Origin of the sequence: Rhizobium croatiense (genome assembly GCF_019793465.1) — a bacterium.
Taxonomy (GTDB): domain Bacteria; phylum Pseudomonadota; class Alphaproteobacteria; order Rhizobiales; family Rhizobiaceae; genus Rhizobium; species Rhizobium croatiense.
Genome location: NZ_JAILYJ010000021.1, coordinates 66742 through 93547 on the forward strand (window position 1 = coordinate 66742; position 26806 = coordinate 93547).

Sequence of the window (26806 nt, forward strand, 5' to 3'; positions counted from 1 at the left end):
GTCTTCAAGGCATTGCGATCGGCCCGCGAGAGGTAACGGCTTTGCTGCGATCGGGTTTCCGCAAAAGCGGCCATATCTGAAATATATGGCTGTTATGTCAGCGGTCGAGGATGTCGTCTTCTGTGGGAACGAGGATTTCGCGTTTGCCGGCATGGTTGGCCGGCCCGATGATGCCCTCCTTCTCCATGCGCTCGATCAGCGAGGCGGCGCGGTTGTAGCCGATGCCGAGCCGGCGCTGCACGTAGGAGGTCGAGGCCTTGCCGTCACGCAGCACAACGGCGACGGCCTGATCATAGGGATCTTCCGAATCCGAAAGGTTCGACGTGCCGGCCGGGCCGCCGCCACCGCCGCCATAATCGCCATCCTCGTCGTCATCGGCGGTGATCGCATCGAGATATTGCGGCGAGCCCTGCGTCTTCAGGTAGGAGACGATCTCTTCGACCTCGACATCCGAGACGAACGGACCGTGCACGCGCTGGATACGCCCGCCGCCCGCCATGTAGAGCATGTCGCCCATGCCGAGCAGCTGTTCGGCGCCTTGTTCGCCGAGGATGGTGCGGCTGTCGATCTTCGACGTGACCTGGAAGGAGATGCGGGTCGGGAAGTTCGCCTTGATCGTGCCGGTGATGACGTCGACCGACGGGCGCTGCGTCGCCATGATCACATGGATGCCGGCCGCACGCGCCATCTGCGCCAGGCGCTGGACGGCGCCTTCGATATCCTTGCCGGCGACCATCATTAGGTCGGCCATTTCGTCGATGATGACGACGATATAGGGCATCGGCCTGAGGTCGAACTCCTCGGTCTCGTACATTGCTTCGCCGGTATGGCGGTCGAAGCCGGTCTGCACCGTGCGCGAGATCGCCTCGCCCTTCGACAAGGCCTGCTCGACGCGGGTGTTGAAGCCGTCGATATTGCGCACCCCGATCTTCGACATCTTCTTGTAGCGCTCTTCCATCTCGCGCACGGTCCATTTCAGCGCGACGACGGCCTTCTTCGGATCGGTGACGACAGGCGAAAGCAGATGCGGAATGCCGTCATAGACGGAGAGTTCCAGCATCTTCGGGTCGATCATGATCAGCCGGCACTGTTCCGGCGTCATGCGGTAGAGCAGCGACAGGATCATCGTATTGATGGCGACCGATTTGCCCGAGCCGGTGGTTCCGGCGACGAGCAGGTGCGGCATCTTGGCGAGGTCGGCGATGACGGCTTCGCCGCCGATCGTCTTGCCGAGCGCCATGGCAAGCTTGGCCTTGCTGCCGTCGAAATCGCGGGAGGCGATCAATTCGCGCAGAAAGACGGTCTCGCGCGTCTGGTTCGGCAGTTCGATGCCGATCGCGTTGCGGCCCGGCACGACGGCGACGCGGGCGGCAATGGCGCTCATCGAGCGGGCGATGTCGTCGGCAAGACCGATGACGCGCGACGATTTGATGCCGGGCGCCGGCTCCAGCTCGTAGAGGGTGACGACGGGACCGGGACGGACATGGATGATCTCACCCTTGACGCCGAAATCTTCGAGCACGCCCTCGAGCATGCGGGCATTCTGCTCCAGCGCATCGGCCGACAGCGTCGAATCGCGCACCACATTCTTCGGTTCGGCAAGCAGATGCATCGACGGAAGCTGGAAACCCTCGGGACGAATGAACGAACCCTGCGCCTCGCGCTCGACACGGGCGCCGGGTTTCGGCCGTGCGACCGCGGGCACGACGCGCGGCTCCGGCTTGCCGGCGGCCTTTGCCGGCGCGCGGATCATCCAGTCGTCGTCATCGTCGTCGGGCAGGATGTCGGCCGGGCGAGGCGGCATGTCGGTATCGAAAGGCGGATCGTCGTCCTCATCCTCGTCGTCGATGGAAAGCGACGGTGCGGCGACGACGCGCCGCGGCGAAGCCGCCCTTGCCCCCATTGATGGCTCCATCGACGGTTCCATGCGCTCGCCGCGCACGGCCGGCGCCTTGGCGCGGACCGGTTCGTTCAGCGTGCCGAACTCATCATCGTTGAAATCATAGGGCGATTCGAAATCGCCCTGGCGCCGCTTGCGCGGTCCCATGCCGAAGAGCCGGCGCAGCCGCCCCTGGCTCATGTACCAGGCATGTGTCATCGCGCCGCTGAAAGCGACCCAGCGCGACTCGTCCTCCTCGTCCTCGTCGCCGACGACCCGCGCCCTGCTTGGCGTCTCGACGTAATCGTCCTCGATTTCGTCATCCGCTTCGCTTCGGCCGACGAGGCCCGACGCAAACAGCATCATCCAGGCGGTCGGCACGGCAAAGATGCAGCCGACGACCATGGCGAAGGTGCCGGTAGGATAGGCGCCGACGAAGAGCGCGGGAAAACGCAGGATCATATCGCCGACGACGCCGCCGATGCCATTCGGGATCGGCCAGGTGAGCGGCGGCGGAAAACAGCCGATGACGGCGGAGGACAAAACCGAACCAGCAAGCCAGGCGCCGATGCGGGCGGGAATGCGGTTGAAGGGGCGGCCCGAAATCATCGTCAGCGCCCAGGCGACGATCGGCAGCATCGTCACGACGCTGGCAAGCCCGAGGAATTGCATGACGATATCGGCAAAGGCCGCGCCGCTGTAGCCGAGGATATTCGTCGGCAGGTTGGCGGTGGCATAGGAATAGCTCGGATCCGCGACGTTCCATGTCGCCAGCGCCGCGACGCAGAACGCCAGCAGCAGAAAGATCGCAAAGCCGATGAGCGCCTGGATCTGCCGCAGCATGAATGCCGAGAGGGAGAACCGATCCGGACGGCCATCCATCGCCGGCGACGTGCTTCTTGCCATGTGTCTAACCCGTCCAATGCCTGAGGGCAGGCGAATCACCGAAGCTTCGCCATGCCAAAATGCGTCCGCTCTACCTAATCAGAGCCGGGTTAAAGCGATGTTAACCATGCATGGCTGGACGTGCATTCCGGGCAGGGAAATCAAAAAAGGCCCGAACCTGGAAAGGCTCGGGCCAAAAGCGGTCTATGGTTAGATAGGCCGCGACGGGCCGTGAAGCGGCGCCCTTTTGCCGGGCGCCGCTTCCCTGTGATCAAGAAGAGTGGTAGGCGGCTTCGCCGTGGGTCGAAAGGTCGAGACCTTCGCGCTCGGCTTCGACGCTGACGCGCAGGCCGACGACGACGTCGACGATCTTGTAGAGGATCGCCGAACCGATGCCCGACCACAGCAGCGTCGTCAGGACGCCCTTTGCCTGGTTCAGGACCTGGGTTGCGGTGCCGGCATAGGTGGCGGCGAAATCGGCCGTCGAATAATCGACGATGCCTGCACCACCCAGCGCCGGGTTGACGAGGATACCGGTGCCGAGAGCGCCGATGATGCCGCCGATGCAATGCACGCCGAAGACGTCGAGGCTGTCGTCGTAGTTGAACTTGTTCTTCACCACGTCGACGAAGAAGTAGCAGACCGGCGAGACGATCAGGCCGAGAACGATCGAGCCCATCGGACCGGCAAAGCCTGCCGCAGGCGTGATGGCGACGAGACCGGCGACGGCACCGGAAGCGCCGCCGAGCATCGAAGCCTTGCCGCGGGCGAGGCTTTCGACGATGCACCAGGAGACGGCGGCAGCTGCCGTCGCAACGAAGGTGTTGATAAAGGCAAGCGAAGCATAGCCATTGGCTTCGAGGTTGGAGCCGGCGTTGAAGCCGAACCAGCCGACCCAGAGCAACGAGGCGCCGACCATGGTCAGCGTCATCGAGTGCGGAGCCATGATTTCCTTCTTATAGCCCGTGCGCTTGCCGAGCATGATGGCGCCGACGAGGCCGGCGATACCGGCATTGATGTGAACGACCGTGCCGCCGGCGAAGTCGATTGCACCGTAGGAGAAGATCAGGCCGGCCGGCGAGGTGTAGGAGCTCGGGCCACCCCAGAACCAGACCATATGCGCCATCGGGAAGTAGATGAAGGTGACCCACAGCACGACGAAGAGCATGACGGCCGAGAACTTGATGCGCTCGGCGAAGGCGCCGACGATCAGGCCGGGCGTGATGCAGGCGAAGGTCATCTGGAAGACGATGAAGGTGTATTCCGGAATGGCGACGCCCTTCGAGAAGGTCTCGACCAGCGACGAGGTGTTGACGCCGGCCAGGAACGCCTTGGAGAAGCCGCCGATGAAGCTGTTCAGCGAGCCGCCATCGGTGAAGGCGAGCGAATAGCCGTAGGTTACCCAGAGCAGCGCCACGACGGCCGTGATCATGAAGACCTGCATCAGCACGGAGAGCATGTTCTTGGCGCGGACGAGACCGCCGTAGAAAAGCGCGAGGCCCGGGATGGTCATCAGCAGGACGAGCGCCGAGGAGACGAGCATCCAGGTGTTGTCACCCTTGTCCATCGTCAGAGCAGGAGCGGCGGCGGCGGCAGCGGCAGGCGCAGCCTCCTGAGCAAAAGCGACGGCCGGCGCCAGAAGCGCAGCCGTTGCTGCGCAAACCCGCGCAAAGGTGGAGGAAAACTTCGAGATTGACATTGAAAAAAGCTCCTTGGTCTGCCGTTCTTTACAGCGCTTCTGAATCGGTTTCGCCCGTACGGATGCGCACGGCATGGTCGATCGAATAGACAAAAATCTTGCCGTCACCGATCTGGCCGGTCTTGGCCGACGCCGCGATGGCTTCGACGGCCCGGTCGACGAGTTCGGATGCAACGGCGATTTCGATCTTGAGCTTCGGCAGGAAGCTGACCGCATATTCGGTGCCGCGGTAGATTTCGGTATGCCCCTTCTGGCGCCCGTAGCCCTTCACTTCGGTCACGGTCAGGCCCTGAATGCCGATCGCCGTAAGCGCTTCGCGGACCTCATCGAGCTTGAACGGCTTGATAATAGCCATCACAATTTTCATCTGGTTTCCCATCCTTCGTTATCCTCGGCGCGGAGCCGACTCTCCTTGCCGCTGACGTTCCTGAACAGCGACCGGCGATATACATTCAAAGGACGTGCCAGATTCGCGGATCGAGATAAGCTATTGAAAAATAAAGATTAAATTAGATGGCGCCAATAAACAGGCAGATAATTGACCAATAAGCGCACAAATAATGCCCAAATTTCGAAATATGCATATTATTTATTCATTTGCCTTTTTACGAATCAAACCTTCCTGGGCGACCGAGGCGACGAGCAGTCCCGACCGAGTAAACAGGCTCCCGCGTGTCAGCCCCCTGGCGCCGGAAGCCGACGGGCTATCCTGCGTATAGAGCAGCCAGTCGTCGAGCTTACAGGGCCGATGGAACCACATGGAGTGATCTAGGCTCGCCACCTGCAGGCTCTGATCGAAGATCGACGTGCCATGCGCATAAAGCGACGTATCGAGCAGCGTCATGTCGGAAAGATAGGCAAGCACCGCCGCTTGATAGAGCCGGTCGTCAGGGACCGGACCGGTGGCGCGTACCCAGACGTCCTGCTTCGGATCGAGCTTCTTATCGGAAAAATAATGCGTCAGCGAAACGGGACGGATCTCGATCGGCCGCTCGCGCTGCCAGTATTTCCGGATCGCTTCCGGCGCATGCGCGAGATATTGCTCCTTGATCTGCTGCTCGCCGAGCAGCATCTCCGGCATCGCCACCTCGGGCATGACGATCTGGTGCTCGAAGCCCGGCTCCTCTCCCTGGAAGGAAGCCGACAGCGCAAAGATCGCCTTGCCGTGCTGGATCGCCACGACACGCCGGGTGTTGAAGCTCGATCCGTCGCGGATGCGCTCGACCTGATAGATGATCGGCACCGATGGATCGCCGGGGCGCATGAAATAGGCATGCAGCGAATGGACGAAACGCTCAGCCTCGATGGTGCGCTGCGCCGCCATCAGCGCCTGACCGATCACCTGACCGCCGAAGACCCGCTGCCAGCCGGCCTGAGGGCTGCGGCCGCGGAAGATGTCGACCTCGATCGGCTCCAGGTCGAGCGTCGCAAGCAGCCTCTCCATTGCCGAAGGCCCCGATGTTTCGCGCGTCATTTTTGTATGCCTCCCGGCGGTAGGAAGTGAAGTGGCGATGATCTATATAGATCACATCTGAGGCACAAGGTACGGGAGCGTCGTGATGCTTGATATGCTGGTTGTGGGCGGGGGCTATGTCGGCCTTTCCGCTGCCGTTGCGGTCAAGCAGGCAGCACCGCATCTGAAAGTCTCGGTGGTCGAGGCCGCACCCGAGCATGCGTGGAAGAACGACGCGCGCGCTTCCGCCGTCATCGCCGCTGCGGTGAAGATGCTCGAAATCTTCGGCATCTGGAACGAGATCGAGCCGGAAGCTCAGCCGATCACCAAGATGATCGTCACCGATTCGAGAACCTCCGACCCGGTGCGCCCGGTTTTCCTGACCTTCGACGGCGAAGTGGCCGAAGGTCGGCCCTTCGCACACATGGTCCCGAACGTCGCCATGGTCGCAGCACTGCGCGGCGCCTGCGAACGGCTCGGCATCGACATCCGCCACGGGCTTGGCGCGACGGAGCTCAAAACCGAGGACAGCCATGCCGCCGTCATGCTTTCGGACGGCAGCACTCTGGAAACCCGTCTGGTGGTTGCGTGCGACGGCGTGCGCTCGAAGCTGCGCGATCTCGCCGGCATCAGGACCGTCACCTGGGACTACGGCCAGTCCGGCATCGTCGCGACCGTCGAACATGAGCGGCCGCATGAGGGCTGCGCCGAGGAGCATTTCCTGCCGGCCGGCCCCTTCGCCATCCTGCCGCTCAGGAACAACCGCTCCTCGCTGGTCTGGACCGAGCGCACGCATGATGCCGACCGGCTGGTCGCCGCCGACGAGTTGGTCTTCGAAGAAGAGCTGGAACGCCGTTTCGGCCACAAGCTCGGGGCGCTGAAGGTCATCAGCGACAAGCGCGCCTTTCCGCTCGGCCTGACGCTAGCCCGCGCCTTCGTCGCCCCGCGTTTCGCGCTGGCCGGCGACGCCGCCCACGGCATCCATCCGATTTCAGGACAAGGTTTGAACCTCGGCTTCAAGGATGTGGCGGCGCTGGCCGAAACCGTCGTGGAAGCCGATCGTCTCGGCCTCGATATCGGTTCGATCAACATTCTCGAGCGCTACCAGACCTGGCGGCGCTTCGACACCTTCCGCATGGGTGTGACGACCGACGTGCTGAACCGGCTCTTCTCCAACGACGCAATGCCGATCCGCGTCGCCCGCGATGTCGGTCTCGGCATTGTCGACCGGCTGCCGCGCCTCAAATCCTTCTTCATCGGCCAGGCGGCCGGAACGACGGCGAAGGACAACCCCCGCCTGCTGACCGGCCAGACGATCTAAAAACAATGATGAAAAGCGCTACTCGTCGAGGCGCCGCGCCTCGGACACCAGCATGATCGGGATGCCGTCGCGGATCGGATAGGCAAGGCGCGCCTTTTCCGAAACGAGCTCATTATGCTCGCGGTCATAGGAAAGCCGGCCCTTGGAGAGCGGGCAGACCAGGAGCTCCAGCAGTTTCGGATCGACGCGGCTCAGTTTTTCGTCCATTGCCGAAGTTTACTGCAGAACCGTGTCGGAGTCACCGAAGACCCGCGCCAGCACGATTTCGGTAATGGCGATCAGCGTCTCGGCCCGCGTCTTCAGATCGGGCGCCTCCAGCAGGGCCTGTTTTTCAGCCGGTCCGAACGGCGACATCATGGCGAGCGAATTGACCAGCGTCAGATTGCTCGCCCGCTCGACGCTCTCCCAGTCGGCGTCCAGCTTGTTGGCATCGAGATAGGCTTTGAAGGCGGTGAGCAGGGCTGTGCGATCGACCGCCTCCTCCTCGTTCTCCGCCGCGAGGTCGGCGATGAAGGGCGCGATCCGGAAGGTGCGGAACGGATCGCTAGTCCCCTTCTCCTCCAGCAGCCGGAAGCGGCAGACGCCGGTCAGCGACACGATATAGCGCCCGTCGCCGGTCTCGGCGAAGGAGGTGATTCGCCCGAGGCAGCCGACGGTGGCGAGGCTGGGCTCGTGCCCCTTGTCCTCATGTTCGCCGAGCGCCGGCTGCACCATGCCGATCAGCCGGTTTCCGGCAAGCGCTGCATCCAGCATCGCCAGATAGCGCGGCTCGAAGATGTTGAGAGGAAGCTGTCCGGCCGGCAGGAGGAGGGCCCCGGGCAACGGGAAGACGGCGATGGCATCGGGCAGATCGCCCGGCTTCAGGTATCTGGCATTACCGACTTGCATGAAACCGTCCCGCATTCTTGTAAACGGGCATGCCCGTTCTGACGAGAATGTGGTGCCCCCGCTTAAAAACGCAAGGGCCGATATTCTAATCTTAGGAGAACAGCATCGCCGAAAGCTTGCGGCGGGCGGCAACCGTCGCCGGATCCTTGAAACCCCAGACCTCGAAGAACTGCAGCAACTGGCGGCGCGCGCCGTCATCGTCGAAGCCGCGGTCCTTACGCATGATCTGAAGCAGATGTTCGGCCGCCTCGTCGCGCCGGCCTTCGACATTGAGGATCTTGGCGAGCTTCAGCCGCGCTTCGTGATTGTCGGGATTGGCGGCCAGGTCACGCTCGAGCGCAACGGGATCGCCGAGCTTGCGCGCCTCCTCGATCTGGTCGAGCTTCTTCAAGACCGCCTGGATGCCGGCATCTTTAGCGAGCTCCTCCGGCAGATCCGTCAGTGTTTCGCGCGCCCGCTCATGCTGGTTTGCGGCGATCATGCATTCGGCCATTCCGGCAAGCGCCTTGGCATTCTCGGGATCGGCCTGCATGACAGCGCCGTAAAGCTGCGCGGCCTCGTTGAGGTTGCCGGCGGCAAGCAGCTCCGCCGCTTCCGTCAGGACGGCCTCGATTTCGGCCGCCTCATCGGCGCCGGCCGGTCCGGCGATCCGGTCGATGAACTGGGTGATCTGGCTTTCCGGCACCGCGCCCATGAAACCGTCGGCCGGGCGGCCGTTAACGAAGGCGATGACGGCGGGGATAGACTGGATGCCGAGCTGGCCGGCAATCGAGGGATGGTCGTCAATGTTCATCTTGACCAGCCTGACGCGGCCCTTGGCCTCGTTGACAACCTTCTCCAGAACCGGTGTCAGCTGCTTGCACGGACCGCACCAAGGCGCCCAGAAATCGACCAGCACCGGCTGTTTGCGCGATTCCTCGATGACGTCCTTGCCGAAATTCGCCGTCGTCGTGTCGGTGATATAGCTGCCTGCCGCCGCCGGTGCCCCCTGAGCGCCGAAGCTTGCCGTTGCCGACATCTGATTTCCGAAGGAACCGTTATAGGGGTTGTTGCTGCCGCTCATAGGTATCTCCCGCCGCGCCGATCCTGCCGGCATCATTGTAGCGCTAAAATCGTATGTCAGGACGTCACTTTCAAGACAAGCGGCTTATGTCCGGTCGCCTCCATGAAACGGACGAGGTCGCCGCTTGCAATCGATGTGGTCGCATCATTGGCGAGCGGATGGCAGTTGACGGTCTCCTCAGCCATCAGATCGGCATCGAGCACGAAGGTGACATTTCCTGCCGTATCGTTGATCGCGCCGAAGGCGGTGACCGCGCCGGGAATGACGCCGAGGTACTCCATGAGCCTCTCGGCCCGGCCGAAGGAGACCCGGCCGGAGCCGCCGATGATAGTGTGCACCTGCTTGAGGTCGACCTCGGCATTCTCCTCCACGGTCAGGAGAAAATACCTGTCCTTCTTGTCCTTGATGAAGAGATTCTTGGTGTGGCCGCCGGGAATCTCCTCGCGCAGCGCAACCGATTCGGCCACGGTGAAAACAGGCGGGTGATCGACCGTCTTATGGGCAATGCCGAGCCCGTCGAGGAAGGTAAACAGATCGTCTTTCGTCTTGGGCGTGTTTTCGGGCATCGGGCAATCCGTTGGTGGCGAGGAAAAGCGAGGCGTCCTGATTAAGTCCGTCCACATCATTTGGCAATCTTCGCCACCGACGCTCTACCCCCACATTTGCGGCCTTCCCGCCAGCCTCATGCGACCGCACGAATTTTTCTTCGTCTCTTCGTCATTTCCCTGTTGCATTTGAAAATCCGTTAGGCCATATAGCGCCCGTCGCCACGAGGCGGCGCCCACGGTCCAACGACTACCCCGGACCGATGCGGATTGAGCGGGTGTAGCTCAGGGGTAGAGCACAACCTTGCCAAGGTTGGGGTCGAGGGTTCGAATCCCTTCGCCCGCTCCAGTTTTCCCAACTTCATACCGAAGACATAGTAACAAACTGTCCTTGTGACATGGAAGACAACCTCGTTCCGAACGGGTCTTATGCCGAACGCTTGGTGCTGCCTGCTCTCGGCATAGGTGGCGTCAATCACCTGATGGCGATGTCCTTCCGTTCGTGAAATCGGCTATCCGGCCTAACGCATCAAGCTCCAGAAGCCATGCTTGTTTCCATGTTGGCGCTTCAGCTCGGCGACATAGGCGTCATGAGGCCGGGCGCTGCCGAAATCGTCGATATGAGGCGCGAGCGACGCGCATTCCGCCAGATGGCGCGCGGCATGCCTGTAACGGCTGGACCGGCCGTAATCGAGAGCGAAGCCGATCATTGACCGCAGCAGCATCGTTGCAGCGAGCGGGTGTTTCTCCTGCAGCATTTCGGCGGCCGGCGTCATTAGTTCATAGAGGTTGCCGTCCAGTTCCGCCTGGCGCCTGGAGATAAGTTTTGCGGCCTCAGCGTGTGCGGGCCAGGCAAGGAAAAAGGCTAGGGCTCGATGAACATCGGGAAAGCCGTGCGCGAAGGCGAGTGCTTTCTCTTCGGCCTCGATGTCGTCGAAGTCGGCGAGCTTTCGCAGGAAAGCGCGAAGGTGCTCCCCGTTCAGCGACTGCTCGAAGCATTGCCATCGATAGGCCTGCGCTTGCTCCCCCCGTCCGAGCGCGTCGAGCGTTTCGGCGCGGGCGTCCTGCCATTCAAAAGGCATTTCGAACCGGTGATCGACGCCGTCCAAAATCCTCAATGCTTCCTCGGCGCGTCCGGCCAAGAGCAAGCGGCCGGAAATCGCGGTCGCGACCATCGGCGCCCTTAAAGTCTCTTCCGGCTGCTGGGCGATGAAGGCATCGACATCATCCTGGGCATCGGCAATGTCCTGCAGAGCGATGCGCGCCGTTAGACGCCGATGCTTGGCATGGATCTCGTCCTGGTAGATCGGTCCGCTGCCGCCCCAGCCGAGAATTTCCCGGTCGGCGTCGGCGGGCCTCTCCTCCACTTCATTCGACCATTGCACCAGCAGGCCCTTCAAACGTTCCAGGCCGTCCTTGCCCAGCGCCGGAACCATCTCGGCGATCAGCGGGTCATATTGGCCGTAGTCATTATCCTGCAACGCTGTGAAGACCTTGTCGGCAAGGACATCGATACCGATACCCGCGCACCTGGCGATGACACCGGCATCGACGCACGCCTGGTGGAACGTCTCGATGAAGGCTGTGTCGCTGCTGTTGGATCGGTGGAAAATCGAATCGGCAACGGCAAGGAATTGCCAGATGAGATCGAACGCTTCCTTCGGATCGTCGGCGGCCACAACGGTGACGATCGCGGATCGCTGCGTTTCGAGGTCCGCATTGACGGTTTTTACCTTATGCCATTCGATGACGCTCTGCGCCCGTGCGATACTGCCGAGGCGCTTGCGGATCTCACGCGCGACCTCGGTGCTGCCCTGATTGCCGGCCAGTTCCATGCGAAGCCGCCGTTTATGGGCAGCGCTGCCGGTGCTGATTTCGATCAGCAGTTCGGCGAGGCGTTGTGCACCGAGAGCTTCCAGGTTCTTCGCGTTGAGAGTCGTCTTTGCTGCCATGGGCCCCCGCTATCGTTTCGCGCCGATCCTAACCCGGTATTCAAATCAGTCCAAGGTGCCGAGAGCGGAGGCGCAAGTATATCGTATCGCGAATTCGTATGACTTTATCGGCAGTTAGTCTCGCCGAATCATGGTCGTTAGCCAAAAAATAACGCTGCCTCGTAACGACTCCTAAAGCCCGCTTTGGCACCTTGTTGCCTATCGATATTTGCTTCCAAATTTTGCGGCTGGGGTTGGTTATGAGTCACACTAAGGACGCCTGGGTGAGCCAGCGCGCTTATTCGCTGTGGGAATCGGAAGGCCGGCCGGATGGGCGCGGGGAAAGCCATTGGGCGCAGGCGCTCAAGGAATTCGAGCAGCTGGAGCTGACGAAGGCTTCGCCCGACGGAAACGATCTCATCGAGAAGCTGAAGGCAGCCGGTCGGCTGATGCGGGTTGCGCCCCCTGCCGAGAACGACCTGCAGCTGAAAGCGGCGCGTTAGGCGATTGCCAAATCTCCGTGCGCCAAAATAGTCAGCGGCAATCCAGGCGCATGATCGGCCTTGCCGGCAGTCGTCTTGCGATTCGACGAAACCCTTCCCAAATCTACCGGCGGGCCGCCCAACTGAGGCCGCGCCGCAGGATCAGCGGCATGTAGGGATGGTCGAATTCGGCCGCGACATGACCAAGAGCGGAATAAAAGATGCGGCCGGCGCCGAAATGGCGCTTGAAGACGACCGGCATCACGACATTGCGGGCCGCCGGATCGTATACGCCGGTGAAGGTGGTGGTCGCCAGGATTTCGACCGTGGGATCGTAATGCAGATAATACTGCTCCGAACGGTAGTCGAAATCGGGAATGCCCTCCATAACAGGATCGTCCTGCCGGGTGACCGCGACCCGGAAGTCGATGATGTTGCCGGGATGGGCGACCCAGGTAACGCCGCAGACATAGCGGAAAGGCGCGCTTTCCTTGAAGGAGGTGGCAAGCGCGCCGTGATGGCCGGCAAGCCCGAGCCCGTCGCGCACCGCTTCGACCAGGGCCGCTGCATGCGGCTTTTCCAGCGTTTCGCCGGTGATGATCGGCACCAGCAGATCGGCTTTCGCCAGCGTCGGCGATCCGAATATGCCGAGATCGCCGGTCACCTCGACCGCAAAGCCGTCCTCGCGCAAGAGATCGGCGACGATATGGGCGCATCGCTCCGGCTCATGCCCCTGCCAGCCTCCCCAGATGACCAATGCCTTCCTCATTCACGCGCTCCCTGGCTGATTGCTGCGGACCGTTGCACATGAGCCCTTAAAACGGGCGGTTATGCAAATCACGCGAATAATTCACGAATCGCCGATCCGGCACAAATCGTGCGGGGCGCCGGGCGGTTCGGCATTTGAGCGATTGCCGTTCACGCCTGTCGTCAGTTCCTTCTTTTTATTGCCGTGTATCTCGTCTAGGTTTCTCCCGTCTTTTAAGAACAACAAGGGTGGTGCATGGCAGGTGAAACGGTTCTTGTGGTCGGCGGCGCCGGTTATATCGGCTCGCATACGTGCCTCGACCTGGCGAACAAGGGCTACAAGCCGGTCGTCTTCGATAATTTTTCCAACGGCCATCGCGAGTTCGTCAAATGGGGGCCGGCCGAGGAAGGCGATATTCGCGATCGCGCTCGGCTGGACAAGGTGCTGGCCAAGCACAAGCCGGCGGCGATCCTGCATTTCGCGGCGCTGATCGAAGTCGGCGAATCGGTCAAGGATCCGGTTTCCTTCTATGAGAACAATGTGATCGGCACCTTGACGCTGCTTTCGGCGGCACAGGCCGCCGGCATCAATGCCTTCGTCTTCTCCTCCACCTGTGCGACCTACGGCCTGCCGCAGAGCGTGCCGCTCGACGAGACGCACCGACAGGTGCCGATCAACCCCTATGGGCGGACGAAATATATCGTCGAGCAGGCGCTTGCCGATTACGACCAGTATAAGAGCCTGCGCTCGGTGGTGCTGCGCTATTTCAATGCCGCCGGCGCCGATTTCGAAGGCCGGATCGGCGAATGGCACCAGCCGGAGACGCATGCGATCCCGCTGGCGATCGATGCCGCGCTCGGCCGCCGCCAGGGCTTCAAGGTGTTCGGCAGCGATTACGAGACGCGCGACGGCACCTGCGTGCGCGACTATATCCACGTGCTGGATCTTGCCGATGCGCATGTGCGCGCCGTCGAATATCTCCTGAAGGGCGGAGAGTCCGTCGCGCTCAACCTCGGCACCGGTACCGGCACGACGGTCAAGGAATTGCTCGGCGCGATCGAGGACGTGTCGAACCGGCCGTTCCCGGTCGAATATATCGGCCGTCGCGAGGGCGATTCGCATACGCTGGTCGCCAATAACGACAAGGCGCGCGACGTGCTCGGCTGGGTGCCGCAATATGATCTGTCCGAGATCATCCGCTCCGCCTGGAACTGGCATGCAAGATCCAACCAGCATTGAGCCAACCGGAATTGAGCCAGCCGGAAACGAGAGCGACCGCCGGCCGAACATTCTGCTGATCACGGCGGACCAATGGCGCGGCGACTGCCTGTCTTCTGTCGGTCATGCTTGCGTGAAAACGCCAAATGTCGACGCCTTGGCCGGGGAGGGCACGCTTTTCCGGCAGCATTATGCCGGGGCGGCACCCTGCTCGCCGGCGCGGGCGACGCTCTATACCGGCCTTTACCAGATGAACCATCGTGTCTGCCGCAACGGTTCGCCGCTCGATGCCCGCTTCGACAATCTGGCGCTGGCGGCGCGACGGGCGGGATATGATCCGACGCTGTTCGGCTATACCGACACGGCGCCCGATCCGCGCGGCATGGATGCCGGCGATCCGCATCTGACGACCTATGAAGGCGTATTGCCGGGTTTTACCGCACGCCAGCTTCTGCCCGAGCATGAAAGACAATGGCTCTCCTGGCTGAGGTCGCGTGGCCACGCGCATGCCGTCAGCCGCGACATCCATATTCCCGTCGGTGCGCAGGCCGGCGAAATTACCGATGCGGCGCCTGCCTATTCCCGCGACGAGACCCAGACCGCATTCCTGGCCGGCGAATTCATCCGCTGGATGAGCGAGCAGGACGTGCCGTGGTTTGCGCATGTCTCTTTTTTGCGTCCGCATCCGCCTTTTTCCGTGCCGGAGCCGTTCAACCGGATGTTCGGGCCGAGTGACGGACCGGCTTTTGCGCGCGCGACAAACGCCCAAGCGGAAGAGGCGAGTCATCCCTATCTCGCCTATGCCATGCCGCGCACCGGCAAGGGCAATTTCATTCACGGCGCCACCGGGCCGCTCAGCGGCTGGAATGGCGAGGATTTCTCGGCGATCCGGGCAATCTATTACGGCATGATAGCTGAGGTCGACGGGCAACTCGGCCGTATCTGGCAGGCGCTGAAGAGTGCGGGTGCCTGGGAGAATACGCTTATCGTCTTCACTTCCGATCACGCCGAGATGGCGGGCGATCACTGGACACTCGGCAAGGGCGGTTTCTTCGACGGCAGCTATCATGTTCCGCTTGTCATCCGCGATCCCGCAAGCGGTGCCGCAGGCGGGATCGTTGACGATTTCACCAGCGCCGCGGATATTTTTCCGACATTGTGCGAAAAGCTCGGTATCGAGGCGAAAAACGGACTCGACGGCCGGTCGCTCATGCCGTTCGTCAACAGCGGGAGCGAGCCGGGATGGCGGGATGCGGCATTCTGGGAATTCGATTTCCGTGATATCGCCGCCGGCGAGGCGGAACGGCATTTCGGGCTAAGGTCCAACCAATGCAATCTCGCAGTGATCCGCGATGCGCGGTTCAAATATGTGCATTTTACCGCACTGCCGCCGCTGCTCTTCAATCTTCGCGACGATCCGATGGAGCTCGACAATGTCGCGGCTGATCCGGCCTATGCGGCCACCCGGCTTGAATATGCCGAAAAGCTGCTGTCGCTGAGGGCGCGGCATCTGGATCAGACGCTTGCCTATACCGAGTTGACGGAAAAAGGGCCGGTGACGCGCCGGCCCTGATCTCATTTACCCGAGATAATCACGCTTGCCGATCGGCGCACCCTGATTGCGCAGGATGGCGTGGGCGGTCGCGACGTGGAAATAGAAGTTCGGCAACGCGAAGGTGGTGACATATTCGTCGCCCGGAAGCACGATGCCGCTGCTGCCCGGCAGGGTGATCTGGCGGCCTTCCACGCCTTCCAGCGCTTGCGCCGAAAATGTGGCGAGATAGGCTTCGGTCTTTGCCAGGCGCTCGCGCAACTCGTCGAACGTCTTTTCATTGTCTTCGAACTTCGGGGCGTCGGTGCCGGTCAGCCGAGCCAGAGTGAATTTGGCGCTGTCGCTGGCGCGCTGATACTGGCCGGAAAGCGACAGCATGTCCGGCGCAAGGCGCGCAGCGACCAATATGGCGGGATCGACATTCTTTTCCCTCGCAAAGGCTTCGGCCTTGTCGAGATAGGTTTTCAGGCTGGCGAGGCCCCGGTGAAACATCGGAACAGTGAGGCGATAGATCGAAATGGACATCTGTCTTGTCTCCAAAATCTTCAAATAATCAGGCCGCAGCGAGAGATCGAAGGCGCCTGCGGCGGTCCACCTGTCTTCGACCCGCCATAGATGGAGGCTTCCTTCGCCTTCCGCAATGCGGCGAATGCAGGCGCCGGTCATGAAGACCATGGCATGCGCGTCCGATCGACATCTCGTTGCCGCTAAAGAGGCTTGACGCCGTTCCCAGAAAATGGAATGAATATTCCGCAGAACAAATTTTACGGTTTGTTTGTTCCGTTTTAGGGACGCCGCGGGAGAGGCGGCGTAGCGAATTGCGGCTTCCGGGCAGATGCCCGGGGTTCCGGCGTGAGGAGGGTGCAGCCGGGCACCGTTTGTGGAGGAAATAAAATGAAAAAGTTTATCCTGGGCACTGCGATGGCGCTCGTCATGTCGGCGGCCGCTCACGCGGAAACCGTCGGCGTCTCGATGGCGAAGTTCGACGACAACTTTCTGACCGTTCTGCGCAATGGCATGACCGATTACGCCAAGACGCTGAGCGGCGTCACCCTGCAGGTCGAAGACGCGCAGAACGACGTGTCCAAGCAGCAGAGCCAGATCCAGAATTTCATCGCCTCCAAGGTCGATGCAATCATCGTCAACCCTGTCGACACCGACGCCACGACGGCGATGTCGAAGCTCGCCGCCGATGCCGGCATTCCGCTGGTCTATGTCAACCGTCAGCCGGTCAACGTCGACACGCTGCCGGACAAGCAGGCTTTCGTGGCCTCCAACGAGCAGGAATCCGGCACGCTGGAAACCAAGGAAATCTGCCGCATTCTCGGTGGCAAGGGCAAAGCCGTCGTTATCATGGGCGAGCTTTCCAACCAGGCCGCGCGCATGCGCACCCAGGATATCCATGACGTCATCAAGACCGATGAGTGCAAAGGCATCGAGATCGTCGAAGAGCAGACGGCCAACTGGGATCGCACTCAGGGCGCCGACCTTATGACCAACTGGCTCTCCAGCGGCATCGAGTTCGACGCTGTCATCTCCAACAACGACGAAATGGCGATCGGCGCTATCCAGGCACTCAAGGCAGCCGGCAAGGATATGAGCAAGGTCGTCATCGGCGGCGTCGACGCCACGCAGGACGCGCTTGCCGCCATGCAGGCGGGCGACCTCGACGTTACGGTATTCCAGGATGCCGCCGGCCAGGGCAAGGGCGCGCTCGATACGGCGCTCAAACTTGCCAAGGGCGAAAAAGTCGAGAAGAAGGTCTACATCCCCTTCCAACTCGTCACCCCTGAAAACGTCAAGGACTTCGTCGCCAAGAACTGAGGCGAACGCCTAACGGGATGCGGGCAAAGCCCGCATCCTTTTTCCTGCCCTTATCCGGAGGAGATGATATGGCCGTCAGCCCGACAACCATGGCCGCCGTGCGCGCTAGCGGCGCAGTTCCGAATGCGGAATATCTGTTGAGCGCCGAAGGCGTTCGCAAGGAATTTCCCGGGGTCGTCGCACTCGACGACGTGCAGTTCCGGCTGAAGCGCGCCTCCGTGCATGCGCTGATGGGCGAAAACGGCGCCGGCAAATCGACATTGATGAAGATCCTGGCCGGCATCTACACGCCCGATAAAGGCGATATCCGCCTGAAAGGGATCGAAATCCAGCTGAAATCTCCGCTCGACGCGCTGGAGAACGGCATTGCCATGATCCATCAGGAACTGAACCTGATGCCGTTCATGACGGTCGCGGAAAATATCTGGATCCGCCGCGAACCGAAGAACCGCTTCGGCTTCGTCGATCACGGCGTGATGCATCGCATGACCGAAGAGCTGTTTGACCGGCTCAATATATCAATCGATCCCGATATCGAGGTCCGGTATCTGTCCGTCGCCAACCGCCAGATGGTCGAGATCGCCAAGGCGGTTTCCTATAATTCCGACGTGCTGATCATGGACGAGCCGACTTCGGCACTGACGGAGCGCGAGGTCGAGCACCTTTTCCGCATTATCCGCGACCTCAGGGCGCAGGGCATCGGCATCGTCTACATCACCCACAAGATGAACGAGCTTTTCGAGATCGCCGACGAGTTTTCGGTGTTCCGCGACGGCCGTTATATCGGCACCCATGCATCGACCGACGTCACCCGCGACGACATCATCCGCATGATGGTCGGGCGCGAGATCACCCAGATGTTCCCCAAGGAAGAGGTGCCGATCGGCGAGGTCGTGCTCTCCGTCAAGGATCTCTGCCTCAACGGCGTCTTCAAGAACGTCTCCTTCGAGGTAAGGGCCGGTGAGATCCTCGGGGTGGCCGGTCTGGTCGGTTCCGGGCGGTCCAATGTCGCCGAAACGCTCTTCGGCGTGACGCCGGCAAGCTCCGGCTCGATCGAGCTCTACGGCAAGCCGGTGACGATTTCTTCACCGACCGAGGCCATCCGCAACCGGATGGCGTTCCTGACCGAGGACCGCAAGGATACCGGCTGTCTGCTGATCCTCGATATTCTCGAGAACATGCAGATCGCCGTTCTGCAGGACAGATATGTCAAGGGCGGCTTCGTGCAGCAGGGCGCGATCGAGGCGACCTGCGAAGACATGGCAAAGAAGCTGCGGGTGAAGACGCCCAATCTCTACGAGCGGGTGGAAAATCTTTCAGGCGGCAATCAACAGAAGGTGCTGATCGGCCGCTGGCTGCTCACCAATCCGCGAATCCTGATCCTCGACGAGCCGACACGCGGCATCGATGTCGGGGCCAAGGCGGAAATTCACCGGCTGGTCACCGAAATGGCACGAAACGGCGTGGCAGTCATCATGATCTCATCCGAGATGCCCGAGGTTCTCGGGATGAGCGACCGCATCATGGTCATGCACGAGGGACGCGTGACCGGTTTCCTCAATCGCGATGAAGCAACGCAGATCAAGGTGATGGAGCTGGCTGCGCAGTGATGCGCCGTCTGCAATCGCCCAAGGGAGGTTTGACATGAGTACCAAGGCAGCAGAGGGCGCGGCTCCGCTCGCAACCCGGCAACGGCGGCGGCGCTTACCGACCGAGCTCAGCATTTTCCTCGTGCTCGTCGGCATCGCACTCATCTATGAAGCGCTCGGCTGGATGTTCATCGGCCAAAGCTTCCTGATGAATTCGCAGCGTCTGACGATCATGATCCTGCAGGTCTCCGTCATCGGCATCATCGCCGTCGGCGTCACGCAGGTCATCATCACAGGCGGCATCGATCTTTCATCTGGCTCCGTCGTCGGCATGACGGCGATGATCGCGACAAGCTTCGCCCAGTCCTCCACCTGGGGACGGGCAGTCTTCCCCTCGCTGACCGACCTGCCGGCTCTCGTGCCGATCATGGTCGGCCTGCTGATCGGGGCGGCTGCGGGTCTGGCGAATGGCGCACTCATCGCCTACACGAAAATCCCGCCCTTCATCGCAACGCTCGGCATGTTCGTGTCGGCCAGAGGCGTCGCGAAGTGGTACACCAAGGGACAGCCGGTTTCCGGGATCACCGAGCAGTTTCACTTCATCGGCACCAAGGCCTGGCCGGTCGTGGTCTTCCTGGTCGTCGCGCTGATCTTCCATATTGCGCTGCGCTACACACGCTACGGAAAGTTCACCTATGCGATAGGCGCCAACCCGCAGGCAGCGCGCGTCTCCGGCATCAACATCGAGGCGCATCTCGTCAAGGTCTATGTGATCGCTGGATTGCTCGCCGGCCTTGCCGGCATCGTCACGGCGGCACGCGCTGAAACCGCGCAGGCCAGCATGGGCGTCGGATATGAGCTCGATGCGATTGCCGCGACCGTCATCGGCGGCACCTCGCTGACCGGCGGCGTCGGCCGCATCACCGGCACCGTCATCGGCACCATCATCCTCGGCGTCATGACATCTGGCTTCACCTTCCTGAGGATCGATGCCTATTACCAGGAGATCGTCAAAGGCCTCATCATCGTCGCCGCTGTCGTGATCGACGTCTACAGACAGAAGAAGCGTCGCAAACACTGATCTCTGCCTGCATCATTCGCGATTTTACGGGGGCTTCGGCCCCCGTTTGCGTTTTCGCGGCGACGGCCGATTTTCAAAAAAAGAGATGGCGAATTCCGTCAGCTTTTCTATTCTGGCCACTTCATTCGCCCGCCTCGGGGCAGCGCAGGAAGACAGATGCAATTCGTATTTGACGGTCACAACGACGTTCTCCTTCGACTCTGGACACATTCAAAAGACGGCAGCGACCCTATCGCGGAATTTTCGGACGGCACGACGATCGGCCATATCGATGCGCGCCGGGCGAAAGCGGGCGGTTTGTCCGGTGGTCTCTGCGCCATCTACATTCCCTCGGGCGATCTCGTCTTCGCCGATCCGGATGCCGACGGCCGTTACGTCACGCCGATGGCTGCCCCGCTTGATCCGCTTCCGTCCCTTGCGATCGCCACCGAAATGGCGGCGATCGCGCTGCGGCTCGACAAGGCCGGTGCCTGGCGTCTCTGCCGCACGGTCAAGGACATCCGCGGCGCCATGGCGGAGGAGGTTTTCGCCGCCGTCATGCATATGGAAGGCTGTGAGGCGATCGGCGCCGACCTGTCGGCGCTCGAGGTATTCTATGCGGCAGGCCTGCGCTCGCTCGGGCCGGTCTGGAGCCGGCACAACGTCTTCGGCCACGGTGTTCCCTTCGCCTTCCCGATGTCGCCGGACACCGGGCCGGGTCTCACCGATGCCGGTTTTGCGCTGGTACGGGAATGCAATCGCCTCGGCATCCTGATCGACCTTGCTCATATCACCGAGAAGGGCTTCTGGGACGTGGCGAAGACGACCGACCAGCCGCTGGTCGCCAGCCACTCCAATGCCCATGCGCTGACGCCGGTCGCGCGCAACCTGACGGACAGGCAGCTCGATGCGATCCGCGAAAGCCGCGGTCTCGTCGGCATCAATTATGCCACCGCCATGCTGCGCGCCGACGGCCGCTCGGACAGCGATACGCCGATTGCCGACATGATCCGCCACATCGACCATCTCGTGAACCGCATCGGCATCGATTGCGTGGCGCTCGGATCGGACTTCGACGGTGCCACGATCCCTGAGGAAATCGGCGATGCATCAGGCAATCAGAAGTTGATTGCTGCTCTCAGGGAGGTTGGCTATGGTGAGGCGGATCTCACGAAACTTGCCCGTGAAAATTGGCTTCGCATTCTCGCACAAGCCTGGCGGGAGGACTACGCCTAAAGCGCGGCGCGCCCCTGGACGCGCCGAGAACGGACAATATTTTTAATGAGGCATGACCGACAAAACGCTTCGTAATCAAACAAGAACAGGGGAACAGACCATGATGATCACCAAGCTCAGCCACAATTTCCGCCTGCTTTCCGCGGGAGCCGCTCTTTCGGTACTGATGATGACGGCATCCGCCTTTGCCGAAACACCTAAAGACACGCTGGTCGAGGGTTTTGCCTTCGACGACATCATTACGATGGATCCTGGTGAGGCTTTCGAGCTTTCGACCGCCGAAATCACCAGCAACAGCTACAACCTGCTCGTCCGTCTCGATCTCGCCGACACATCCAAGGTGAAGGGCGATCTCGCCGAGAGCTGGAGCGTTTCGGATGACGGTCTTACCTATACGTTCAAGCTCAAATCCGGCCTCAAATTCGCATCCGGAAATCCTGTTACCGCCGAAGACGTTGCATGGTCGTTCGAGCGCGCCGTCAAGCTCGACAAGAGCCCGGCCTTCATCCTGACCCAGTTCGGTCTGACCGGCGACAATGTTACCGAAAAAGCCAAGGCGACCGATGCCAATACGTTCGTCTTCACGGTCGACAAGGCCTATGCTCCGAGCTTCGTGCTCAACTGCCTGACGGCGACGGTCGCCTCCGTCGTCGACAAGAAGCTCGTGCTGGAGCATGTGAAGGCGATAACGCCGGATGCCGAGCACAAATACGACAATGATTTCGGCAATGAGTGGCTGAAGACCGGCTATGCCGGCTCCGGCGCCTTCAAGCTGCGCGAATGGCGGGCCAACGAAGTCGTCGTGCTGGAGCGCAACGACAATTATTACGGCGACAAGCCGAAGCTCAACCGCGTCATCTATCGCTATATGAAGGAAAGCTCGGCCCAGCGGCTGGCGCTCGAAGCCGGCGATATCGACATCGCCCGCAACCTCGAGCCCGGCGACATCGACGCCGTATCCAAGAACGCCGATCTGGCGACGACAAGTGCGCCGAAGGGCACGATCTATTACGTCAGCCTGAACAACAAGAACGAGAACCTGAAGAAGCCGGAAGTCCAGGAAGCCTTCAAATATCTGGTCGACTACGATGCGATCGGCGCGACCCTGATCAAGGGCATCGGCGAGATCCACCAGACTTTCCTGCCGGAGGGCCAGCTCGGGGCGCTTGATGAAAACCCCTACAAGCTCGACGTTGCCAAGGCGAAGGAACTGCTGGCCAAGGCCGGCGTCCCGGACGGATTCTCGGTGACGATGGACGTGCGCAACACGCAGCCGGTGACCGGCATTGCTGAATCGATGCAGCAGACGCTGGCGCAGGCCGGTGTCAAACTAGAGATCATTCCCGGCGACGGCAAACAGACGCTGACCAAATATCGTGCCCGCACCCACGATATCTATATCGGTCAGTGGGGTTCGGACTATTTCGACCCGAACTCGAATGCCGATACGTTCACCAGCAATCCCGACAATTCCGATGCCGGCACGGTGAAGACGCTTGCATGGCGCAACACCTGGGAGGCGCCGGAGCTCGACAAGCAAGCCAAGGCGGCGCTGCTGGAACGTGACGGTGAAAAACGTGCGGCCATGTACGAGGACATTCAGAAGAAGTTCCTCGCCAACAGCCCCTTCGTCATCATCTTCCAGCAGACCGAAGTGGCCGGCTATCGCAAGAATTTGAAGGACTTCAAGCTGGGTCCGAGCTTCGATACCAATTTCGTCGGCCCGATCGCCAAGGAATGATCCGGCAGGATTGGTCGCTTGAGCACCATTGAAACAACACAGGTGGCGGCACGGCCCCGAAAGGGCGGTGCCAGCACCCTCGCCAAGGCGATCGGGCGGTTCCTGTTCGCCGCCGTCACGACCTATCTCGGCCTTCTGGCCGTCACCTTCTTCATCGGCCGCGTCGTGCCGATCGATCCCGTGCTCGCCATCCTCGGCGACCGCGCGCCCACCCATGTTGTCGAGCGTGTGCGCCAGGAAATGGGCTTCAATCTGCCGCTCTATGAGCAGTTCTACATCTATGTCAAAGGCGTGCTGTCCGGCGATTTCGGCAATTCGGTGCTGACGACCAACCCTGTGATGGTCGATATTCGCCGCGTCATGCCGGCGACGATCGAGCTTGCCACGCTCGGAACGCTGATCGGCGCCTGCGTCGGCGTGCCGCTCGGTGTTCTCGCCGCCGTGCGCCGCGGCAGCATCGCCGACCAGGTGGTGCGCGTCATCGGCCTGATCGGTTATTCCGTGCCGATCTTCTGGCTGGCGCTGATCTCGCTCGTCATCTTCTATGCGCAACTGCGCTGGGTGGCCTTTCCCGGCCGCATCGATATCGTCTTCGAATATACGTTCACGCCAATCACCGGCTTCTATCTGCTGGACAGCGCCTGGCAGGGGCAGTGGGATGTCTTCTATGATGTGTTCCGCCACATCATCCTGCCCGCCTCGCTGCTCGGCTATTTCTCGCTCGCCTATATCAGCCGCATGACCCGCAGCTTCATGCTGAACGAGCTGTCGCAGGAATATATCGTTGCCGCGCGCGCCAAGGGGCTTTCGGAAACGCGGGTGATCTGGGGCCATGCGCTGCGCAACGCCGCCGTGCCGCTCGTCACCGTCATCGCGCTTTCCTATGCCGGCCTGCTCGAAGGATCGGTGCTGACCGAGACCGTCTTCTCCTGGCCGGGCATCGGGCTCTACATCACCAACTCGCTGCAGAATGCCGATATGAACGCCGTGCTCGGCGGCACGATCGTCATCGGCACGGTTTTCATCGGCATCAATCTTCTGTCCGATCTTCTCTACCGGACGCTCGACCCGAGGACGCGCAACCGATGACGGCTCCCGCCAGCCCATCTCCGACGATGAGCCGCCGCGACTGGCTGCTGTCCGACCAGCCGCAATCGCGCATGCAGGCGCGTCTCGGCCGCGCCTATGCCACCTGGCGGCAGTTCACCGCAAACCGGCTTGCCGTCGTCGGCCTGCTGATCATCGTGGCACTGCTTTTCATCGCCGCCTTCGCCGATATCATCGCCACACACAATCCCGTCGTCGGCGATCTGCGCAATGCCCGGCTGCTGCCGCCGGGAACGGGTGAATTCCTGCTCGGCACCGACGACCAGGGCCGCGATATCTTTTCGCGGCTGATCTACGGATCGCGTTTGACGCTGCTGGTCGTCGCGCTCGTCGCCGTCATCTCGGCGCCGATCGGCCTGATCGTCGGCACCGTCTCCGGTTATGCTGGCGGCTGGGTGGATGCGACGCTGATGCGCATCACCGATATTTTCCTCGCCTTTCCGAAGCTGGTGCTGGCGCTCGCTTTCGTCGCCGCGCTCGGCCCCGGCATTCAGAACGCGATCATCGCCATCGCCATCACCTCCTGGCCGCCCTATGCCCGCATCGCGCGTGCCGAAACGCTGACAGTCCGACGGTCCGACTATATCTCGGCGGTGAGGCTGATGGGCGCCTCGCCGCTGCGCATCATCGTTCGCCATGTCATGCCGCTCTGCATTTCCTCGCTGATCGTGCGCGTGACGCTCGATATGGCCGGCATCATCCTGACGGCCGCCGGCCTCGGCTTCCTCGGCTTGGGCGCGCAGCCGCCGCTGCCGGAATGGGGCGCGATGATCGCTTCGGGCCGACGCTTCATCCTCGATCAATGGTGGGTGGCGGCGATGCCCGGCATCGCCATCCTCATCGTCAGCCTCGGCTTCAATCTGCTCGGCGACGGCCTGCGCGACGCGCTCGATCCGAAGGAGAGCGGCCAGTGACGACGCTTCTGACGGTCGACAAGCTCAAGGTCAGCTACCCCACGCGCACCGGCATGATCGAGGCCGTGCGCGGCGTCTCCTTCACGCTCGGCAAGGAAAGGCTCGGCATCGTCGGCGAATCCGGCTCCGGCAAGTCGCAGACCGGCCGGGCCATCATGGGCCTGACGCCGAAACACGGCATCGTCACGGCCGACAGGATGGATTTCAGCGGTATCGATCTCCTCAAGGCCTCGGCCGGGCAACGGCGCAGGCTGCGCGGCAAGCGCATCGCCATGATCCTGCAGGATCCGAAATATTCGCTCGATCCTGTTATGACGATCGGCCGGCAGATCTGCGAAACGCTGCGCACCCATGAAAAGGTCGGCAGGGCGGAGGCGCGCGAGCGCGCGCTCGCCATGCTGGAGGCCGTGCAGATCCGCGATCCGAAACGCGTGTTCGACCTGCATCCGCACGAAGTTTCGGGCGGCATGGGGCAGCGTGCGATGATCGCCATGATGCTGATCGCCGGGCCGGAGCTGCTGATTGCCGACGAGCCGACCTCGGCGCTCGACGTGACGGTGCAGCTCGATGTGCTCAGAATCATGGACAGGCTGGTGTCGGAGCGCGGCATGGGATTGATCTTCATCTCCCATGATTTGAGACTGGTCTCCTCTTTCTGCGATCGCGTCATCGTCATGTATGCCGGAAAGCTCGTCGAGGAGCTTGCGGCCGCCGATCTCAAACATGCGCAGCATCCCTATACGCAAGGACTGCTGAACTGCATGCCCGAGATCGGCGCGAACCGCCATCCGCTGCCGGTGCTCGACCGCAGGCCGGAGTGGGCGGCATGAGCGCAGCACTCCACGTCGACAATCTCAGCGTCGTCTACGATGAATTTCACGCGCTGAAGGATGTCAGCATCGATGTCGAACGCGGTGAATCCTTCGGTCTCGTCGGCGAGTCCGGCTCGGGCAAATCCACCTTGCTGCGCGCCGTGGCCGGACTTGCGCCGATCAGCAGCGGCGCAATCCACGTCGACGGCGAAGCATTGAAAGGCGCAAAGCGCAGCAAGGCCTTCTATCGGCGCGTGCAGATGGTCTTCCAGGATCCTTATGGCTCGCTGCATCCGCGCCAGACGATCGACCGGCTGCTGCTCGAACCGCTTGCGATCCACGGCATCGGGGACAACGACAGGCGCATCGCGCGGGCGCTCGACGAGGTCGGCCTCGGCAATGGCTTCCGTTTCCGCTACCCGCACCAGCTCTCCGGCGGCCAGCGGCAGCGTGTGGCAATCGCCAGGGCGCTGATCGTCGAACCGTCGATCCTGCTGCTCGACGAGCCGACATCGGCGCTCGACGCCTCGGTGCAGGCGGAAGTGCTGAACCTGCTCGAGCAGATCCGCCGCGACCGAAAACTCACCTTCATTATGGTAAGCCACGATCTCGGCGTGATCACCCATATGTGCGACCGGCTCGCCGTGATGCGCAATGGCGCCGTTGTCGAACGATTGAGCTCGCAAGCGCTGGCGGCGGGCGCGGTCCAACAGGACTACACGAAAAATTTGATGATCGCGAGCAAAGGGTTTGTCAAAGCCTGAAAGGCAATCATTTCAAGCCATTGAAAAGAAACAAGCGGCGCGGGTGTTAAGGATAATATTTCGCTAAAAGACGACCATTCAGCTAGACTATTGAC

24 protein-coding genes and 1 tRNA gene are annotated in these 26806 nt (G+C 61.6%); 14 read left to right on the plus strand and 11 right to left on the minus strand.

All coding sequences use genetic code 11. The annotated features are described in order from the left end of the window. Positions 1-97: 97 nt before the first annotated feature. The 4 genes from K6M89_RS27030 to tesB all read right to left on the minus strand — a co-directional run bounded on the left by K6M89_RS27030 (position 98) and on the right by tesB (position 5937). The gene (locus K6M89_RS27030) at positions 98-2785 is read right to left on the minus strand and encodes an FtsK/SpoIIIE family DNA translocase (protein ID WP_222141641.1); all 2688 of its coding nucleotides are present in this window, start codon (positions 2783-2785) and stop codon (positions 98-100) included. 250 nt (positions 2786-3035) lie between these two features. Further along, entirely contained in the window at positions 3036-4463 is a 1428-nt protein-coding gene (locus tag K6M89_RS27035) for an ammonium transporter (RefSeq protein WP_097580539.1), read from the minus strand. Between the two features lie 28 nt (positions 4464-4491). After that, positions 4492-4842, minus strand: a complete 351-nt coding sequence (locus K6M89_RS27040; protein WP_003543684.1) for a P-II family nitrogen regulator — start codon at positions 4840-4842, stop codon at positions 4492-4494. Between the two features lie 210 nt (positions 4843-5052). Beyond that, positions 5053-5937 carry an acyl-CoA thioesterase II gene (gene tesB, locus K6M89_RS27045; protein WP_097580538.1) on the minus strand — a complete coding sequence of 295 codons (885 nt, stop codon included), beginning with the start codon at positions 5935-5937 and terminating at the stop codon, positions 5053-5055. Positions 5938-6022: 85 nt separating this feature from the next. On the opposite strand from tesB, the gene K6M89_RS27050 reads away from it, so the two are divergent. Next, the gene (locus K6M89_RS27050) at positions 6023-7237 is read left to right on the plus strand and encodes a ubiquinone biosynthesis hydroxylase (RefSeq protein WP_222141642.1); all 1215 of its coding nucleotides are present in this window, start codon (positions 6023-6025) and stop codon (positions 7235-7237) included. 18 nt (positions 7238-7255) lie between these two features. On the opposite strand, the gene K6M89_RS27055 is transcribed toward K6M89_RS27050, so the two are convergent. The 4 genes from K6M89_RS27055 to K6M89_RS27070 form a co-directional block, all read right to left on the minus strand. Further along, entirely contained in the window at positions 7256-7444 is a 189-nt protein-coding gene (locus K6M89_RS27055; protein ID WP_010034724.1) for a Trm112 family protein, read from the minus strand. A gap of 9 nt (positions 7445-7453) precedes the next feature. After that, on the minus strand, positions 7454-8140 hold the full coding sequence (locus tag K6M89_RS27060) for an LON peptidase substrate-binding domain-containing protein (protein ID WP_222141643.1): 687 nt from the start codon (positions 8138-8140) through the stop codon (positions 7454-7456). Positions 8141-8216: 76 nt separating this feature from the next. Then, positions 8217-9188 (minus strand): thioredoxin, encoded by a 972-nt coding sequence (gene trxA / locus K6M89_RS27065; RefSeq protein WP_097605890.1) that lies wholly within the window; start codon positions 9186-9188, stop codon positions 8217-8219. Positions 9189-9244: 56 nt separating this feature from the next. After that, on the minus strand, positions 9245-9754 hold the full coding sequence (locus K6M89_RS27070; RefSeq protein ID WP_222141644.1) for a prolyl-tRNA synthetase associated domain-containing protein: 510 nt from the start codon (positions 9752-9754) through the stop codon (positions 9245-9247). A 253-nt stretch (positions 9755-10007) separates the two neighbouring features. Between K6M89_RS27070 and K6M89_RS27075 the strand changes: the two genes are divergently transcribed. Next, positions 10008-10082, plus strand: a tRNA-Gly gene (locus K6M89_RS27075). Positions 10083-10254: 172 nt separating this feature from the next. Here the strand turns inward: K6M89_RS27075 and K6M89_RS27080 are convergent. Next, positions 10255-11685, minus strand: a complete 1431-nt coding sequence (locus tag K6M89_RS27080; RefSeq protein ID WP_097580534.1) for a DUF6880 family protein — start codon at positions 11683-11685, stop codon at positions 10255-10257. Between the two features lie 239 nt (positions 11686-11924). Here K6M89_RS27080 and K6M89_RS27085 point away from each other — a divergent pair, with 239 nt between their 5' ends. Further along, positions 11925-12167, plus strand: a complete 243-nt coding sequence (locus K6M89_RS27085) for a DUF2934 domain-containing protein (protein WP_222141645.1) — start codon at positions 11925-11927, stop codon at positions 12165-12167. 103 nt (positions 12168-12270) lie between these two features. Here K6M89_RS27085 and K6M89_RS27090 read toward each other — a convergent pair whose 3' ends face one another. Then, positions 12271-12915, minus strand: coding sequence for a ThuA domain-containing protein (locus K6M89_RS27090; protein WP_222141646.1), 645 nt, complete (start codon positions 12913-12915; stop codon positions 12271-12273). A 234-nt stretch (positions 12916-13149) separates the two neighbouring features. Between K6M89_RS27090 and galE the strand changes: the two genes are divergently transcribed. Together galE and K6M89_RS27100 are read left to right on the plus strand one after the other, a co-directional pair. Continuing rightward, complete coding sequence (gene galE / locus K6M89_RS27095) at positions 13150-14133, plus strand: UDP-glucose 4-epimerase GalE (protein ID WP_222141647.1); 984 nt, start codon at positions 13150-13152, stop codon at positions 14131-14133. Then, on the plus strand, positions 14111-15685 hold the full coding sequence (locus K6M89_RS27100) for an alkaline phosphatase family protein (RefSeq protein ID WP_222141648.1): 1575 nt from the start codon (positions 14111-14113) through the stop codon (positions 15683-15685). The genes galE and K6M89_RS27100 overlap by 23 nt, the downstream gene beginning before the upstream one ends. 6 nt (positions 15686-15691) lie before the next feature. Here the strand turns inward: K6M89_RS27100 and K6M89_RS27105 are convergent, their stop codons facing one another. Next, complete coding sequence (locus K6M89_RS27105) at positions 15692-16189, minus strand: DUF1993 domain-containing protein (RefSeq protein ID WP_222141649.1); 498 nt, start codon at positions 16187-16189, stop codon at positions 15692-15694. Positions 16190-16558: 369 nt separating this feature from the next. Between K6M89_RS27105 and K6M89_RS27110 the strand changes: the two genes are divergently transcribed. The 9 genes from K6M89_RS27110 (at position 16559) to K6M89_RS27150 (ending at position 26711) form a co-directional block, all read left to right on the plus strand. Continuing rightward, positions 16559-17488: a sugar ABC transporter substrate-binding protein gene (locus K6M89_RS27110; protein WP_222141650.1), complete on the plus strand. Its 930-nt coding sequence runs from the start codon at positions 16559-16561 to the stop codon at positions 17486-17488. A gap of 68 nt (positions 17489-17556) precedes the next feature. Beyond that, positions 17557-19098 carry a sugar ABC transporter ATP-binding protein gene (locus tag K6M89_RS27115; protein ID WP_222141651.1) on the plus strand — a complete coding sequence of 514 codons (1542 nt, stop codon included), beginning with the start codon at positions 17557-17559 and terminating at the stop codon, positions 19096-19098. Between the two features lie 34 nt (positions 19099-19132). After that, complete coding sequence (locus K6M89_RS27120) at positions 19133-20158, plus strand: ABC transporter permease (protein ID WP_222141652.1); 1026 nt, start codon at positions 19133-19135, stop codon at positions 20156-20158. A gap of 156 nt (positions 20159-20314) precedes the next feature. Beyond that, positions 20315-21373, plus strand: coding sequence for a dipeptidase (locus K6M89_RS27125; RefSeq protein WP_222141653.1), 1059 nt, complete (start codon positions 20315-20317; stop codon positions 21371-21373). Positions 21374-21473: 100 nt separating this feature from the next. After that, positions 21474-23114: an ABC transporter substrate-binding protein gene (locus K6M89_RS27130; RefSeq protein ID WP_222141654.1), complete on the plus strand. Its 1641-nt coding sequence runs from the start codon at positions 21474-21476 to the stop codon at positions 23112-23114. 18 nt (positions 23115-23132) lie between these two features. After that, the gene (locus K6M89_RS27135; RefSeq protein WP_222141655.1) at positions 23133-24203 is read left to right on the plus strand and encodes an ABC transporter permease; all 1071 of its coding nucleotides are present in this window, start codon (positions 23133-23135) and stop codon (positions 24201-24203) included. Beyond that, positions 24200-25135 carry an ABC transporter permease gene (locus tag K6M89_RS27140; protein WP_222141656.1) on the plus strand — a complete coding sequence of 312 codons (936 nt, stop codon included), beginning with the start codon at positions 24200-24202 and terminating at the stop codon, positions 25133-25135. Before K6M89_RS27135 ends, K6M89_RS27140 begins: the two co-directional genes overlap by 4 nt. Then, positions 25132-25965 carry an ABC transporter ATP-binding protein gene (locus K6M89_RS27145; RefSeq protein WP_222141657.1) on the plus strand — a complete coding sequence of 278 codons (834 nt, stop codon included), beginning with the start codon at positions 25132-25134 and terminating at the stop codon, positions 25963-25965. Before K6M89_RS27140 ends, K6M89_RS27145 begins: the two co-directional genes overlap by 4 nt. After that, entirely contained in the window at positions 25962-26711 is a 750-nt protein-coding gene (locus K6M89_RS27150) for an ABC transporter ATP-binding protein (protein ID WP_097580522.1), read from the plus strand. The genes K6M89_RS27145 and K6M89_RS27150 overlap by 4 nt, the downstream gene beginning before the upstream one ends. Positions 26712-26806: the final 95 nt, after the last annotated feature.